12 protein-coding genes are annotated in these 14,717 nt (G+C 71.9%); 9 read left to right on the plus strand and 3 right to left on the minus strand.

Annotation, left to right across the window (positions count from 1 at the left end; all coding sequences use genetic code 11):
• The first annotated feature begins 4 nt into the window (after window positions 1–4).
• Window positions 5–1,042: a TIGR04222 domain-containing membrane protein gene (locus LNW71_RS04320; protein WP_250967006.1), complete on the plus strand. Its 1,038-nt coding sequence runs from the start codon at window positions 5–7 to the stop codon at window positions 1,040–1,042.
• Between the two features lie 105 nt (window positions 1,043–1,147).
• Window positions 1,148–1,969: a TIGR04222 domain-containing membrane protein gene (locus LNW71_RS04325; RefSeq protein WP_250967007.1), complete on the plus strand. Its 822-nt coding sequence runs from the start codon at window positions 1,148–1,150 to the stop codon at window positions 1,967–1,969.
• Between the two features lie 135 nt (window positions 1,970–2,104).
• Here LNW71_RS04325 and hemQ read toward each other — a convergent pair whose 3' ends face one another.
• Window positions 2,105–2,839 carry a hydrogen peroxide-dependent heme synthase gene (gene hemQ, locus LNW71_RS04330; protein ID WP_250967008.1) on the minus strand — a complete coding sequence of 245 codons (735 nt, stop codon included), beginning with the start codon at window positions 2,837–2,839 and terminating at the stop codon, window positions 2,105–2,107.
• 4 nt (window positions 2,840–2,843) lie between these two features.
• The gene (hemG, locus tag LNW71_RS04335; protein ID WP_250967009.1) at window positions 2,844–4,340 is read right to left on the minus strand and encodes a protoporphyrinogen oxidase; all 1,497 of its coding nucleotides are present in this window, start codon (window positions 4,338–4,340) and stop codon (window positions 2,844–2,846) included.
• A gap of 126 nt (window positions 4,341–4,466) precedes the next feature.
• Between hemG and LNW71_RS04340 the strand changes: the two genes are divergently transcribed.
• On the plus strand, window positions 4,467–5,405 hold the full coding sequence (locus LNW71_RS04340) for a DUF4349 domain-containing protein (protein WP_250967010.1): 939 nt from the start codon (window positions 4,467–4,469) through the stop codon (window positions 5,403–5,405).
• 82 nt (window positions 5,406–5,487) lie between these two features.
• A complete protein-coding gene (locus LNW71_RS04345) occupies window positions 5,488–6,870 on the plus strand; it encodes an FAD-dependent oxidoreductase (RefSeq protein ID WP_250967011.1) in 1,383 nt (460 codons plus the stop codon).
• 79 nt (window positions 6,871–6,949) lie between these two features.
• On the opposite strand, the gene hemE is transcribed toward LNW71_RS04345, so the two are convergent.
• On the minus strand, window positions 6,950–8,023 hold the full coding sequence (gene hemE / locus LNW71_RS04350; RefSeq protein ID WP_250967012.1) for a uroporphyrinogen decarboxylase: 1,074 nt from the start codon (window positions 8,021–8,023) through the stop codon (window positions 6,950–6,952).
• Window positions 8,024–8,115: 92 nt separating this feature from the next.
• On the opposite strand from hemE, the gene LNW71_RS04355 reads away from it, so the two are divergent.
• The 5 genes from LNW71_RS04355 to LNW71_RS04375 all read left to right on the plus strand — a co-directional run bounded on the left by LNW71_RS04355 (window position 8,116) and on the right by LNW71_RS04375 (window position 14,660).
• Window positions 8,116–8,775 carry a DUF3000 domain-containing protein gene (locus LNW71_RS04355; protein WP_250967013.1) on the plus strand — a complete coding sequence of 220 codons (660 nt, stop codon included), beginning with the start codon at window positions 8,116–8,118 and terminating at the stop codon, window positions 8,773–8,775.
• A gap of 238 nt (window positions 8,776–9,013) precedes the next feature.
• A complete protein-coding gene (locus LNW71_RS04360; protein ID WP_024488613.1) occupies window positions 9,014–9,676 on the plus strand; it encodes a response regulator transcription factor in 663 nt (220 codons plus the stop codon).
• Window positions 9,677–9,791: 115 nt separating this feature from the next.
• Complete coding sequence (locus LNW71_RS04365; RefSeq protein WP_250967014.1) at window positions 9,792–11,066, plus strand: ribonuclease D; 1,275 nt, start codon at window positions 9,792–9,794, stop codon at window positions 11,064–11,066.
• 241 nt (window positions 11,067–11,307) lie between these two features.
• Entirely contained in the window at window positions 11,308–12,534 is a 1,227-nt protein-coding gene (locus LNW71_RS04370) for an acetyl-CoA C-acyltransferase (protein WP_250967015.1), read from the plus strand.
• On the plus strand, window positions 12,531–14,660 hold the full coding sequence (locus LNW71_RS04375) for a 3-hydroxyacyl-CoA dehydrogenase NAD-binding domain-containing protein (protein ID WP_250967016.1): 2,130 nt from the start codon (window positions 12,531–12,533) through the stop codon (window positions 14,658–14,660). Before LNW71_RS04370 ends, LNW71_RS04375 begins: the two co-directional genes overlap by 4 nt.
• The last annotated feature ends 57 nt before the right edge of the window (window positions 14,661–14,717 follow it).

Below are 14,717 nucleotides of genomic sequence, written 5' to 3' on the forward strand. Positions count from 1 at the left end.
CGCGATGAACACCTCGGCCCTGATCCTGACGCTCGCCGTGGCGGTCTCCTCGACGCTGCTGATCAGGGGGCTCGTCCGCGCCCGGCGCGGGCCCGGCGGCCCCGTCCACGACCTCTTCGAGGTGGCCTTCCTGAACGGCGGGCCCGGCCGGGTGGTGGACACCGCGCTCGCCGCGATGCAGGCGGACGGCCGGCTGGTCATCGGCGGGCCGGGCATCGTCGCGGTGCAACGGCCCATCGCCCACGACCCGGTGGAGCGGGCCGTGCTCCAGGAGCAGGCCGCGGCCCCGAGCGGGGCGCTGCACACGCTGCGGGCCGCGGCGATGCGCCATGCCGCGGTGCAGGAGGTCGGCGACGGGCTGGCGGCGCGCGGTCTGCTGGCCTCACCCGCGGCGACCCGGACGTGGCGCCGCTGGGGTTCGGTCCAGGGGCTGCTCTGCCTGCTCGGTTTCCCGGCCGCCTTCGTCCTCACCATCACGCAGCTCAACGCGGCGGACGGCTACCCGGAATCAACTTTCCCGTTCTTCCTCAAGGTGTTCCCGGCACTCGTCGCCGGGACCGTCATCGGCTTCGCCTGTGCGACCGCCACCCGGTCCCGGATCACCGCAGCGGGCCGCCGGGCCGCCGCGGAGTACCGCGCCGCCCAGGCCTACCGGACGGATCCGGCGCACCTGGTGGCGACGGCCGGGCCGCTGGCCCTGGCCGATCCCGTATTGCGGACGCACCTCATGACGGCGGCGCGCATGCGGTCCGCCGTGCCGTTCAGGCCGTCGCAGCACTCCTCCGACTCCACCGGGCTCCTGCTCGCGCCGGCGGTGTGGTGTGCCGGTGCGAGCCCCGGGAGCGGCGGGTGCGGCAGCTCCTCCGGAGGCACCGGCGGCGGTTCCGGATCGAGCTGCGGTTCCGGATCAAGCTGCGGCTCGGGATCGAGTTGCGGATCCGGATCGAGTTGCAGCTCGGGCTCCAGCTGCGGAGGCGGGGGCGGCGGGTCGAGCTGCGGGGGTGGCGGAGGCGGCGGGTCGAGCTGCGGCAGCAGCTCCTGAGCGGTCACCGGGCCGACGCCGTCACCCAGCCGTCACTGCGCCGTCACTGTCCGCATGATGAACAGCCCATGGCGCTCCGCACCGGTCTCGCATAGAAATCCGAGCATGCTCTGGGTTCTGTTTCTGCTGGTCGCATGGGGTGCGGCGGCCATTTCCTGTGTTCGGCTCTGCCTCGCGTCCGCTCACCTGGCCCAGCTGCCGGGCACCTCGTCCGAAGGCGCGCGACGCACCGCGGACGAGCATGAACTCACCTTGTACGAGACCGCGTTCCTGTCCGGCGGCCCGCACCGGGTCGCCGACCTGGCACTCGTCTCCATGCACCTGCGCCGACGGCTGCTGCTCGCCCACACCGGCTGGGCGACGGTCGTCGACCCGGACGGCCGCGACGAGGTGGAGCGCACGGTGATCCGCGCCATCGGGCCACAGGGCCAGTCACCGATACCGCCGGTGCGGTCGGCGGCCGCCGCCGCCGACGCCGTGCGCGTCCTCTCGGAGCGGCTCGTCACCGCGGGGCTCGCGCTGCCCGGCGGGGCGAGGACGGACCTCGCGACGGCGGTACGGGCGGTGCGTGGGGCGGCGCTGCTGGTGGTCGCGATGGGCGCGGCAGCACTGCTCACGCCCGGTCAGGAACAGCGTGCCGACAGCTCGGTGGGCTCCCGGCTCATCTGGTTCGGGCTGCCGCTCGTCCTGACGCTCGGCTGTCTGGCCATCGCCCGGCTGGAGGCGCACCCCTACAGCTCCTGGGCCTCCCCGGCCGGGCAGCGGCTGCTCGACGCGTGTGCGGTGCCGACGGGCGGCGCGGAGCGTGACGTGCTGGCGGCGGTCGCCGCGCAGGGGGTGCGCGCGGTGGACGACCCGGCGCTGCGGGCGGCTCTCACGGAACGTGGACCCGGCCCGATCCGGACGAGAGACCTGAGAACCCCCTGAAACGACGCCGGTGCGGCGCGCAGGACGCGCGCCGCACCAGGGGCCGAACCCGGTGTCGCTGGAACGGCGGGCGGCACACAGTGCCGCGATGTCCGCCGTCTGATCTTCCGGGTTGGGGTGATCGGAACCCGCTCGCTACGCGAGCCCCGCCACCAGGTCTGCGACCGACTTGCGCCGGCCGGTGAAGAAGGGGACCTCCTCGCGGACGTGCATCCGCGCCTCGGAGGCCCGCAGGTGACGCATGAGGTCGACGATGCGGTGCAGCTCGTCGGCCTCGAACGCCAGCACCCACTCGTAGTCGCCGAGGGAGAAGGAGGCGACGGTGTTGGCGCGCACGTCCGGGAAGCCACGGGCCATCTTGCCGTGGTCGGCGAGCATGCGGCGCCGGTCCTCGTCGGGCAGCAGGTACCAGTCGTAGGAGCGCACGAAGGGATACACGCTGATGTGGTCGCGCGGCGTCTCGTCGGCGAGGAACGCCGGGACGTGCGACTTGTTGAACTCGGCGGGACGGTGCAGCGCCATGTTCGACCAGACCGGGTCCAGGTTCTTGCCCAGCCGGGTGCGCCGGAAGAGGTTGTACGCCTCCTGGAGGGCCTCCGAGGTCTCGGCGTGCCACCAGACCATGACGTCGGCGTCGGCGCGCAGGCCGGACACGTCATAGGTACCGCGGACGGTGACGTCCTTGGCCGCGAGCTGGTCGAACAGCTCCTGGACCTCACCGGAGAAGGCCGCGCGGTCCGTGTCTGCGGGCAGCACGTCGCGGAGCTTGAAGACGGACCACAGCGTGTAGCGGACGACGTCGTTGAGGTCCTTCGCCTTCTTGCCGGCGTTGGGGCCCTTGCTTGATGTCACAGTCTCAGGAGCACTCATACGGCTATTGTCCCGCCTCGCTCCCTGTGCCCTGAACCAGGGTGGGAGTGGCGATGATCTCTCCCGCTTCCGCGCCGCTCTCCCCCATGACGTCGCGGGCGATCTCGTCTGCGGCACGGTGCGCGCTCGCGATGCAGGCCGGGATGCCGACCCCGTCGTAGACCGCGCCGCAGACGCGCAGCGCGGGCAGCTTGGCGACCTCGTCCCGGATCCGGGCGACCCGGCCGAGGTGGCCCACGGGGTACTGGGGCAGCCCGCCGATCCACCGGGTGACCTCGGTGGCCACGGGCCTGGCGGCCAGTCCGGTCGCCGCGGCGAGATCGCTCAGTGACACATCGACGAGCTCACCGTCCTCGCGGTGCAGATGGTCCTCGTCGCCGTACCGGCCGACCGAGGTCCGCAGGACGAACAGGTCGGGGGCGGCATCGGCGACCCACTGCCACTTGTGGGTGGAGAAGGTGGCGGCCTTGATGGTGTGGCCGTCGACCGGCGGCACCAGGAAGCCGGACCGCCCTTCCAGCGTTCCGGCGGCGGTGACGTCGGAGCGCCGGAACGCCATGGTGATCAGGGCCATCGACGCGTACTCGACGCCCGCCAGCTCCGCGGAGGCGGCCGGTGACTCGGCGGCGAGCAGGGTGGAGGCGGACCAGGCGGGGGCGGCGAGCACGATCCCGTCGGCGGTGATCACCCGGGTGTCGGTGCGGACGTCCCAGCCGGAGGCGGTACGGGTCAGTCCGAGCACCGGGGTCTCGGTGAGGATCTCGCCGCCTCCGGCGCGTACCGCGTCGGCGACCGCGTCCGGGAGGGTGCCGATGCCGCCGGCGATGCCCTGGAACACGGGTCCGTCCTGCTGCCGGGCCGCGGCCCGCTCCTGGATGCCGGAGACGCCGTCGAGCAGCGAGCCGCCCTGCCGGGCGACCTCGAAGAGCTGCGGCACGGCGGCGCGCATCGAGATCCGGTAGGCGTCGCCCGCGTACACCCCGCCGAGCAGGGGCTCCACCAGCCGGTCGACGACCTCGCGGCCCAGCCGGTCGGCCACGTACGCGCCGACCGCGACGTCGTCGCCGACGGTGGTCGGGGTGAGGTCGCGCTCCTGCGCGATCCGGGCGAGGCCCTCGGCCGAGAGCACCTCGCCGAGTACCGCCGGGTCGCCCGGTACGCCCATCACATGCCCCTTGGGCATGGGGCGCAGCGCGTCGCGCGTCCACAGGGACGCGGAGGCGGTGGCGGGCGGCTGGAGACGGTCACCGAGGCCGACGGCTCGCGCCAGGGCGACCGCTTCCGGGCGGCGGGCCAGCATCGACTCGGCGCCGAGGTCGACCTGGACGCCCGCGATCTCACCGGTTCTGAGCTTGCCGCCGAGCCGGTCGGTCGCCTCCAGGAGCGTGACCCGCAGCCCGGTGCCGAGGAGCCGGTGGGCGGCCGCGAGCCCCGCGATGCCGCCGCCGATGACGACGACGTGTCCTTCGGCCCTGTCCGCACGGTTTGTTGAACGCTGCATGCCCCCACTCTCTCAAACCTCTTCCGAGTCCTGAACGTGACCGCTTCGAAACCGGTACCGGCAAACCCGACCGGTCCCCCGTACGTCGAAGCTGTGTCATCAATCACCCGTCCTGGGGGGACAGTTATGCAGGCAGCAGTACCCACTCGTACCGGCAGACGTCCGGGCCGTCCGGCAGTCCGGCGCACCCACACCGCCCTCGCCGCCGGACTGCTCACCGCCGTACTGGCGTTGAGCGGCTGCGGCGCGTCGGCCGACGGGGACGCCGCGTCGTCCTCGGACAAAAAGGCGGCCGCCCCCGCCCAGCAGGACAAGGCCGCCGGGGAGGCCGCCGCGGACGGCAAGCAGCGTGCGGCGGGTTCGGGGGCGGCGAAGAAGCAGAATCCGCTGACCGTCGCCCATGTCATCCGTACCGCGTCGCTCTCCGTGGAGGTGAAGAGCGCGCCGAGGGCCTCCGCCGCCGCCCGTGCGACGGTGGAGGCGGCCGGGGGTCTGGTCGCGAGCGAGAACACCGAACAGGTCGACGACACGCACGACTCCTCGCACCTCGTGCTGCGCGTCCCGCAGGGCGAGTACGACAGCGTGCTGCGGGAGCTCTCGGGGGCGGGCAAGCTGCTCTCCCGCACGTCGGCCGCCAAGGACGTCACCGACCAGGTCGTCGACGTGGAGAGCAGGATCGCCACGCAGCGGGCGAGTGTGAAGCGGGTGCGGGGGCTCATGGACCAGGCCGACAAGCTCGCCGACGTGGTGACGCTGGAGGGCGAACTGAGCAGCCGTCAGGCCTCCCTCGAGTCGCTGCTCGCCCAGCAGGCCTCGCTGAAGGACCGCACCACACTGGCCACGATCACGCTCGACCTCTCGGAACCCGAGACGGAGGCCGCGGACGACAACGACGATCCCGGGTTCCTGGACGCCCTCGGCGGCGGCTGGCACGCGTTCGTGACGACGGTGCGGTGGTTCGCGATGGCGGTGGGCGCCGCAGCCCCGTTCCTGGCGGCGGCGGCCGTCCTGCTGGTCCTGTGGCGGCTGCTGCGGCGCCGCCGGAAGGCGGCGGCCGGCAAGTGAGCGCGGCCCGAGGGCGCCATGGCGTCCTCGGGCCCCGGGCGCCGTAGCGTGGGCCTTCGGACGGGGTATCGAAGGGACAGGCATGACGGCGGAACGACTGGTGGTCATCGGTGGGGATGCGGCGGGCATGTCGGCCGCATCCCAGGCGCGCCGGCTCAAGGGCCCGGACGAACTGAGCATCACCGCCTTCGAGCGGGGCCACTTCACCTCGTACTCCGCATGCGGCATCCCGTACTGGGTCAGCGGGGACGTCGGGCAGCGGGACGACCTGATCGCACGCCACCCGCAGGAGCACCGGGCCCGCGACATCGATCTGCGGATGCGCACCGAGGTCACGGAGATCGATGTCGCGGGGCAGCGGGTGCGCGGCCTGGACCGGGACTCCGGCGAGACGTCCTGGACCGGTTTCGACAAGCTGGTGATCGCGACAGGGGCCCGGCCCGTGCGGCCGGCGCTGCCCGGCATGGACGCGGCCGGGGTGCACGGTGTGCAGACCCTGGACGACGGGCAGGCGCTGCTGGACTCCCTGGACCGGGCGACGGGCAGGCGCGCGGTCGTGATCGGCGCCGGCTACATCGGGGTCGAGATGGCGGAGGCGATGCTGAAGCGCGGCTTCGAGGTGACCGTGCTCAACCGGGGCGAGCAGCCGATGGCGACGCTCGACCCCGACATGGGGCGCCTGGTCCACGACGCCATGGACGGGCTCGGCATCACCACCGTGAACCGGGCCGGGGTCACCGCGATCCGTACCGGGCCGGACGGCCGGGTCAGCGCCGTGGAGACGGCCGACGCGTCGTACCCGGCGGATGTGGTGGTGCTCGGTATCGGCGTCGAGCCGGAGACGGCGCTGGCCCGCGCCGTCGGCCTGCCGGTCGGTCCGCACGGCGGGCTGCTCACCGATCTGTCGATGCGGGTCGTCGGCCACGACAACATCTGGGCGGGCGGCGACTGCGTCGAGGTGCTCGACCTGGTGGCGGGCCGCACCCGCCACATCGCCCTGGGCACGCACGCCAACAAGCACGGCCAGGTCATCGGGTCGAATGTCGGCGGCGGTTACGGGACGTTCCCCGGGGTGGTCGGCACCGCGGTGAGCAAGGTCTGCGACCTGGAGATCGCCCGCACCGGGCTGCGCGAGAAGGACGCCCGTGCGGTGGGACTGCGGTTCGTCACGGCGACGATCGAGTCGACGGGCCGGGCCGGTTACTACCCGGGGGCACAGCCCATGACGGTGAAGATGCTGGCGGAGTACCGCACGGGGCGGCTGCTCGGCGTGCAGATCGTGGGACGGGACGGGGCGGCGAAGCGGGTGGACGTCGCGGCGGTGGCGCTCACCGCCGGGATGACCGTCGAGCAGATGACGGCCCTGGACCTGGGCTACGCCCCGCCGTTCTCCCCGGTGTGGGACCCGGTCCTGGTGGCGGCCCGCAAGACGGTGACGGCGCTGCGGAAGGCCGGCACCGCCTGAGAGGCTGCCGGGCGACGTCCGCCTGCTCGCGGGTCGCCCGGCAGCCTCTCAGAGGCCTCTCAGGCCCGTGGGGTCCGCATCAGCGGGCGGTGCTCGTGTGCACGTACTCGACGAGGCGGGTCAGGGCGTCCGGCTCCATCGACGGCATCACGCCGTGGCCCAGGTTGAAGATGTGGCCCTCCAGACCGGCGGCCGCGTCCAGGACCTCCTGGGTCTTGGCCTCCACCGCGGCCGTCGGGGCGAACAGCACGGCGGGGTCGAGGTTGCCCTGGAGCGCCTTGCCGGGGCCGACGCGGCGCGCGGCCTCGTCCATCGGGACCCGCCAGTCGACGCCGACGACGTCCGCGCCGGCCTCGCCCATCAGGCCGAGGAGTTCGCCGGTGCCGACGCCGAAGTGGATGCGGGGCACCCCGTAGGAGGCGACGGCGTCGAAGACCTTCGCCGACGCGGGCAGCACCGAGCGGCGGTAGTCGGCGGGGGCGAGCGCGCCCACCCAGGAGTCGAAGAGCTGCACGGCGGAGGCGCCGGCCTCGATCTGGACCTTGAGGAAGGCACCGGTGATCTCGGCGAGGCGGTCGAGCAGATCGGCCCAGAGCTCCGGGTCGCCGTACATCAGGGCCTTGGTGTGCTCGTGGTTGCGGGACGGGCCGCCCTCCACGAGGTAGCTCGCGAGGGTGAACGGTGCGCCCGCGAAGCCGATCAGCGGGGTGGACCCCAGCTCGGCGGTGAGCAGGCCGATGGCCTCGGTCACGTAGCGGACGTCGTCGGGCGTGAGGTCGCGCAGCCGGGCCAGGTCGGCGCGGGTACGGATCGGATCGGCGATCACCGGTCCGACGCCGGGCTTGATGTCGAGGTCGATGCCGATCGCCTTGAGGGGCACGACGATGTCGCTGAAGTAGATCGCGGCGTCGACCTTGTGGCGGCGGACGGGCTGCATGGTGATCTCGGCGACGAGCTCCGGCATCATGCAGGAGTCGAGCATCGGGATGCCCTCGCGCACCTTCAGGTACTCGGGCAGCGAGCGCCCCGCCTGGCGCATGAACCAGACCGGTGTGTGCGGCACGGGCTCGCGCCGGCACGCCTTCAGGAACACCGACTCGTGGGCGGCGGAGGTCTTCGTCTGGTGGCCCGGGGGGCGTTCGTTGGCACTCACACACAGAATCTTCGCACGCACACGGAAGGAGCCCGGCCCCGCACGGGTGTCCCTCCCTGCGCGAGGCTCCGGTTCCGCCTACTCTTCCCCGCATGGCTCCGGCTCAGGGACACTTCTCCGATCAATCCGATGGTGCTGACAGCACGGACAGTGCGGAGGGTGGTTCCGTCCCGCCCGCGTTCCGTTCGGCGGTGGACGCATTGCGCTCGGCGCGGCTACGGCCCGAACTGGAGGTGGAGCCGACGCGGCCGCCCAAGCGGCTGGCTCCGCACGCGTACGCGCTGGAGGCGGCCGTCGTGGACGGCGAGGACGATCTCGCCGACGGGCGGCTCGTCCTGCTCCACGATCCGGACGGGCACGAGGCCTGGCAGGGCAGTTTCCGGCTGGTGACCCTCGTCCGCGCGGAGCTGGAGCCGGAGATGGCATCCGATCCGTTGCTGCCGGAGGTGTGCTGGTCATGGCTGACCGGCGCGCTGGACGCGCGCGGCCTCTCGTACGGGGAGGCGGGGGGCACGGTCACCCGGGCGAGTTCGCACTACTTCGGCGCGCTGGGGGAACGGCGCCCGGCGACGCAGATCGAGATCCGGGCGTCCTGGACGCCGCGCGAGGGACGTGGCGGGGTGCCGGACACGGCCGGGCACCTGGTGGCGTGGGGCGACCTGCTGTGCCAGATCGCCGGCCTGCCCCCTTCGAGCGCCGCCGACGCGACGGTGGTGACGCTGCCGCAGCGGCGCGGACCGCAGGTTTCGTAGCGGCGAATCCCGCGTCCCACGTTTTTGTGACACTGCGTCACAAACCTCGCACAGACACCGGCTCTCTTTTCGTACAATCGATAGCATGTCCTATTTGCCCGAATTGTTACTCACCAAATCGTGATCTTCCTCTAAAGGAGCAGGCGTCTGCTGCCGAAGAGGTCAATGACCCTTCAAGCACGGTTCGCCCCGGCTTCATCCCCGAGCCGGCCCGTCCCGCCACTCCCCAGGAGGCCTGGTGTCCGTTCTCCTCGAGCAGCCCGCAAGCCTGGTCGCCTACCGCCCGAACAAGCCGACGGCCATGGTCGTCGTGGCCGACCCGCGCGTCCGTTCCACCGTCACCCGCCATCTGTGGGCACTCGGAGTACGTGACGTCATCGAGGCGTCGTCCATCGCGGAGGCCCGTCCCCGCGTCGGCAACCCGCGCGACATCTGCGTAGCCGACGTCCACCTGCCCGACGGTTCCGGGCTGACCCTGCTGTCCGAAACCCGAGCCGCCGGCTGGCCGAACGGCCTCGCCCTCTCCGCCGCCGATGACATCGGCGCGGTGCGCAACGCCCTCGCGGGCGGCGTCAAGGGTTATGTCGTCACCGGCACCCGTACCAACATCGGCCACCCCACCCGTCCCGGCGTCGCTCCGATCGGCGCCAATGCCGCCCGTATGCACCGCCGGCCCCCCGGCACCCCGAGCCACCCGGGCGGCTACCGCGAACTGTCAGGCCGCGAGGTGGAGGTCCTGCGGCTCGTCGCCGAAGGGCAGTCCAACAAGGCCATCGGCGTCTCCATGGGGCTGTCCGCCCTGACCGTCAAGAGCCACCTCGCCCGAATCGCCCGCAAGCTCGGCACCGGAGACCGCGCAGGAATGGTCGCCGTGGCCCTGCGAACGGGCATCATCCACTGATTCGACACCCTCGCCGGTGTGCAGAAATGCAGAACCGGCTGGTTTACGTGCATCGGCGCCCGTCGACGGAACGTTCCGTCGACGGGCGCCGTACATACACAGATACCCTTGACACGTGACCGACGCCCAAGAGACCGCAGCAGACACTTCACTGCGAACCACCGGGGGCGCCCCCCCGGACGACGTCGCCCCGGCGCCGATCCCCTTGCTCGAACCTCGCGAGGGCATTCCACCGGTGGTGGCCTCCGACGATGCCCTGGCCGGGGTGATCGCCGCCTTCGCCGCGGGCTCCGGCCCGGTGGCCGTCGACGCCGAGCGCGCTTCGGGCTACCGCTACGGGCAGCGCGCATATCTCGTGCAGCTGCGCCGTGAGGGCGCGGGCAGCGCCCTCATCGACCCGGTCGGCTGTCCCGACCTGTCCGGGCTCGGCGAGGCGCTGCACGGCGCGGAGTGGATCCTGCATGCCGCGACCCAGGACCTGCCCTGTCTGCGCGAAATAGGAATGACCCCGACCGGGCTCTTCGACACCGAGCTGGCCGGGCGGCTGGCCGGCTTCCCGCGGGTCGGCCTCGGCGCCATGGTCGAGAGCGTGCTCGGGTACTCGCTGGAGAAGGGCCACTCCGCCGTCGACTGGTCCACCCGCCCGCTGCCCGACCCCTGGCTGCGCTACGCGGCGCTCGACGTCGAGCTGCTGATCGACCTGCGCAACGCCCTGGAGGAGGAGCTCGACCAGCAGGGCAAGCTGGAGTGGGCGCGGGAGGAGTTCGCCGCCATCGCCGCGGCGCCGCCCGCGCCCCCGCGCCAGGACCCGTGGCGCCGCACCTCCGGCATGCACAAGGTCCGCCGCCGCCGCCAGATGGCGGTGGTACGGGAGCTGTGGAACACCCGCGACCAGGTCGCCCGGCGCCGTGACATCTCGCCCGGCAAGGTGCTCGGGGACGCCGCGATCGTCGAGGCCGCCCTGGCCCTCCCGGTGAACATCCAGGCGCTCACCGCGCTGCCCGGCTTCGGCCACCGCATGGGCCGCCGGCAGCTGGAGCAGTGGCAGGCCGCCGTCGACCGGGCGAAGGAGCTGCCCGACGCGGAGCTCCCGCAGCCCGGCCAGCCGCTCACGGGCCCGCCGCCGCCGCGCGCCTGGGCGGACAAGGACCCGGCAGCGGCAGCACGCCTTTCGGCCGCCCGCTCCGCGGTGTCCGAGCTCGCCGAGCGGCTGCACATGCCGCAGGAGAACCTGATCACGCCGGACACGGTGCGCCGGGTGTGCTGGGAACCGCCGCACGATCCGACGCCGGACGCGGTGGAGAGCGCACTCGCCGGATACGGGGCACGGCACTGGCAGATCGGTCTGGTGGCCCCCCTGCTGGTCAAGGCGCTGACTCCGGAGGCCTGAGCGCGCCTGGGACAGGGTCGTATTCACGCCAGGTTGCGCGGCCCGCGGCTGCTCAGCCTGTGCTCCCTGGCTCGGACGGACCTCTTTTCGAGGCCGTCCGGGCCATTTTGCATGTGTGACCTTCGCCGCTCCCGACGCAAGGACTGGGCAGTCTGGTTACCCGCAAGTAGCATGTGGGTGGCGGCACGCTCCTGGGCGTGCCCCGCAGCAGTGCCATCCCGCACCCTGGAGGAGAGCCACCGTGCCTCGTACCATCCGGGACGTCGTCTTCGTCGACGGCGTCCGCACCCCGTTCGGCAAAGCGGGCCCGAAGGGCATCTACCACGAGACCCGCGCCGACGATCTCGTCGTGAAGGCCATCCGGGAGCTGCTGCGCCGCAACCCGGACCTGGACCCCGCCAAGATCGACGAGGTCGCCATCGCCGCGACCACGCAGATCGGCGACCAGGGCCTCACGCTCGGCCGCACCGCCGGAATCCTGGCCGGTCTGCCGCAGTCCGTCCCCGGTTACTCCATCGACCGCATGTGCGCGGGCGCCCTGACCGCCGTCACCGCGACGGCCGGCTCCATCGCCTTCGGCGCGTACGACGTCGTCGTCGCCGGTGGCGTCGAGCACATGGGCCGCCACCCGATGGGCGAGGGCGTGGACCCGAACCCGCGGTTCGTGTCGGAGAAGCTGGTCGACGAGTCCGCCCTGTTCATGGGCATGACCGCGGAGAACCTGCACGACCGGTACCCCACGATCACCAAGCAGCGCGCCGACGAGTACGCCGTGCGTTCGCAGGAGAAGGCCGCCAAGGCGTACGCCAACGGCAAGATCCAGCAGGACCTGGTGCCGGTCTCCGTGCGCCGCACCAACGCCGAAGCCGGTGAGACGGGCTGGGGCCTGGTCACCGCCGACGAGCCGATGCGTCCGGGCACCACGATGGAGTCCCTGGCCGGTCTGAAGACCCCCTTCCGCGCCCACGGCCGGGTGACGGCCGGTAACGCCGCAGGTCTCAACGACGGCGCCACCGCCTCGCTGCTCGCCGCCGAGGACGTGGCCCGCGAGCTGGGCCTCCCGGTGAAGATGCGCCTCGTCTCGTACGCCTTCGCGGGCGTCGAGCCGGAGGTCATGGGCTACGGCCCGATCCCGGCGACGGAGAAGGCTCTCTCGAAGGCGGGCCTGTCCATCTCGGACATCGGTCTCTTCGAGATCAACGAGGCCTTCGCCGTGCAGGTGCTCGCCTTCCTGGAGCACTACGGCATCGCCGACGACGACGCGCGCGTCAACCAGTACGGCGGCGCGATCGCCTACGGCCACCCGCTGGCCTCCTCCGGCGTCCGGCTGATGACTCAGCTGGCCCGCCAGTTCGAGGAGCACCCCGAGGTCCGCTACGGCCTGACCACCATGTGCGTCGGCTTCGGCATGGGCGCGACGGTCGTCTGGGAGAACCCGCACTTCAACACCGCCGGAGGCGACAAGTGAGCTCCACCACTGAGCTTCTGAAGGGTGCAGCGGAGCTGTTCCCCGGCGAGGTCGTCACGCAGGCGCACGTACGCCACCTCGACCTGCCGGGCGGTGCGGGCAACTTCGCTCTCATCACCCTGGACAACGGCCTGGACCACACCAAGCCGACCACCTTCGGACCGCAGTCGCTGGCGAACCTGAACGCCGCCATCGACCAGGTCGAGAAGGAGGCCGCCGAGGGCACGATCACCGGCATCGGCATCACCGGCAAGCCGTTCATCTTCGCGGTCGGCGCCGACCTCAAGGGCGTCGAGCTGCTCAAGGAGCACAAGGACGCGCTGGCCATCGGCAAGGGCGGCCACGACGTCTTCCGCCGGCTGTCCGGGCTCGCGGTCCCGACGTTCGCGTACTACAACGGCGCGGCCATGGGCGGCGGTGTCGAGGTCGGTCTGCACTGCTCGTACCGCACCGTCTCCAAGGCGCTGCCCGCGTTCTCGCTGCCCGAGGTCTTCCTCGGCCTGGTCCCCGGCTGGGGCGGCTGCGCACTGCTCCCCAACCTGATCGGCGCGGACCGCGCGGTCACGGTGATCATCGAGAACTCGCTCAACCAGAACCGCCAGCTCAAGGGCAAGCAGGTCTTCGAGCTCGGGATCGCCGACGCGCTCTTCGAGGGCGCGGACTTCCTGGAGCAGTCGCTGATCTGGACCGGGAACGTGCTGAACGGCACGGTCGCGGTGGAGCGCGCCGAGGTCGACCGCGGTGACGCCTGGGACCAGGCCGTCGCCCGCGGCAAGGCCATTGCCGACTCCAAGGTGCACGGCGCCGCCCCGGCCGCGTACCGCGCGCTGGACATCATCGCCGCGGCCAAGGACGGCGACCTGAGCGCCGGCTTCGACGCCGAGGACCAGGCCCTCGCGGACCTGATCATGGGCGGCGAGCTGCGCTCGGGCATCTACTCGTTCAACCTGGTCCAGAAGCGCGCCAAGCGCCCGGCCGGTGCCCCGGACAAGGCCCTGGCCCGTCCGGTCACCAAGGTCGGCGTGGTGGGCGCGGGCCTGATGGCCTCGCAGCTCGCCCTGCTCTTCCTGCGCCGCCTCGAGGTCCCGGTCGTACTGACCGACATCGACCAGGCACGCGTCGACAAGGGTGTGGGCTACGTCCACGCCGAGATCGAGAAGCTGCTCGGCAAGGGCCGCATCAACCAGGACAAGGCCAACCGCCTGAAGGCCCTGGTCTCCGGTGTGCTGGACAAGGCGGAGGGCTTCTCCGACGCCGACTTCATCATCGAGGCCGTCTTCGAGGAGATCGGCGTCAAGCAGCAGGTGTTCGCGGAGGTCGAGGCGGTCGCCCCGGCGCACGCGATCCTCGCTACCAACACCTCGTCCCTCTCGGTCACCGAGATGGCGTCGAAGCTGAAGAACCCCGAGCGGGTCGTCGGCTTCCACTTCTTCAACCCGGTCGCGATCCTCCCGCTCCTGGAGATCGTCCGCGGTGAGCAGACGGACGACGCCTCCCTCGCCACGGCGTTCGGTGTCGCCCGCAAGCTGAAGAAGACCGCGGTCCTGGTGAAGGACGCCCCGGCGTTCGTCGTCAACCGCATCCTCACCCGCTTCATGGGCGAGATCCAGAACGTCATCGACGAGGGCACCCCGGTCGAGGTCGCGGAGAAGGCCATCGAGCCGCTCGGCCTGCCGATGTCCCCGCTGGTGCTCCTGGAGCTGGTCGGCCCGGCGATCGGCCTGCACGTCTCCGAGACCCTGAACCGCGCCTTCCCGGAGCGCTTCACCGTCTCCGAGAACCTGGCGGCCGTCGTGAAGGCCGGCAAGCGCGGCTTCTACGTGTACGACTCCGGCAAGCCGGAGCTGGACCCGGAGGTCGCCGCACTCCTGAAGCAGGGCGACTTGGTCCTGTCCGAGGAGCAGGTCCGTGACCGCGTCCTGGACGCGGTGGCGCAGGAGATCGGCCTGATGCTGGACGAGGACGTCGTCGCCGAGGCCCAGGACATCGACCTCTGCCTGATCACCGGCGCGGGCTGGCCCTTCCACCTGGGCGGCATCACGCCGTACCTGGACCGCGAAGGCGTCTCCGAGCGGGTGAACGGGAAGAAGTTCCTGGCGCAGGGCGTGGCGAGCGTCCCGGCGTAACGTCGTTCACTGATACGCGCAAGGGCCGCACCGGGTGATCTGCCGGTGCGGCCCTTG

It is taken from the genome of Streptomyces sp. RKAG290, from assembly GCF_023701695.1.
In the GTDB taxonomy this organism is placed as follows: Bacteria; Actinomycetota; Actinomycetes; order Streptomycetales; family Streptomycetaceae; genus Streptomyces.

Bases quoted from the DNA above. Each gene is read 5' to 3' on its own strand.
- LNW71_RS04320 (WP_250967006.1), top strand. From the start codon at position 5: ATGAACACCTCGGCCCTGATCCTGACGCTCGCCGTGGCGGTCTCCTCG.
- LNW71_RS04325 (WP_250967007.1), top strand. From the start codon at position 1,148: ATGCTCTGGGTTCTGTTTCTGCTGGTCGCATGGGGTGCGGCGGCCATT.
- hemQ (WP_250967008.1), bottom strand. From the start codon at position 2,839: ATGAGTGCTCCTGAGACTGTGACATCAAGCAAGGGCCCCAACGCCGGC.
- hemG (WP_250967009.1), bottom strand. From the start codon at position 4,340: ATGCAGCGTTCAACAAACCGTGCGGACAGGGCCGAAGGACACGTCGTC.
- LNW71_RS04340 (WP_250967010.1), top strand. From the start codon at position 4,467: ATGCAGGCAGCAGTACCCACTCGTACCGGCAGACGTCCGGGCCGTCCG.
- LNW71_RS04345 (WP_250967011.1), top strand. From the start codon at position 5,488: ATGACGGCGGAACGACTGGTGGTCATCGGTGGGGATGCGGCGGGCATG.
- LNW71_RS04355 (WP_250967013.1), top strand. From the start codon at position 8,116: ATGGCTCCGGCTCAGGGACACTTCTCCGATCAATCCGATGGTGCTGAC.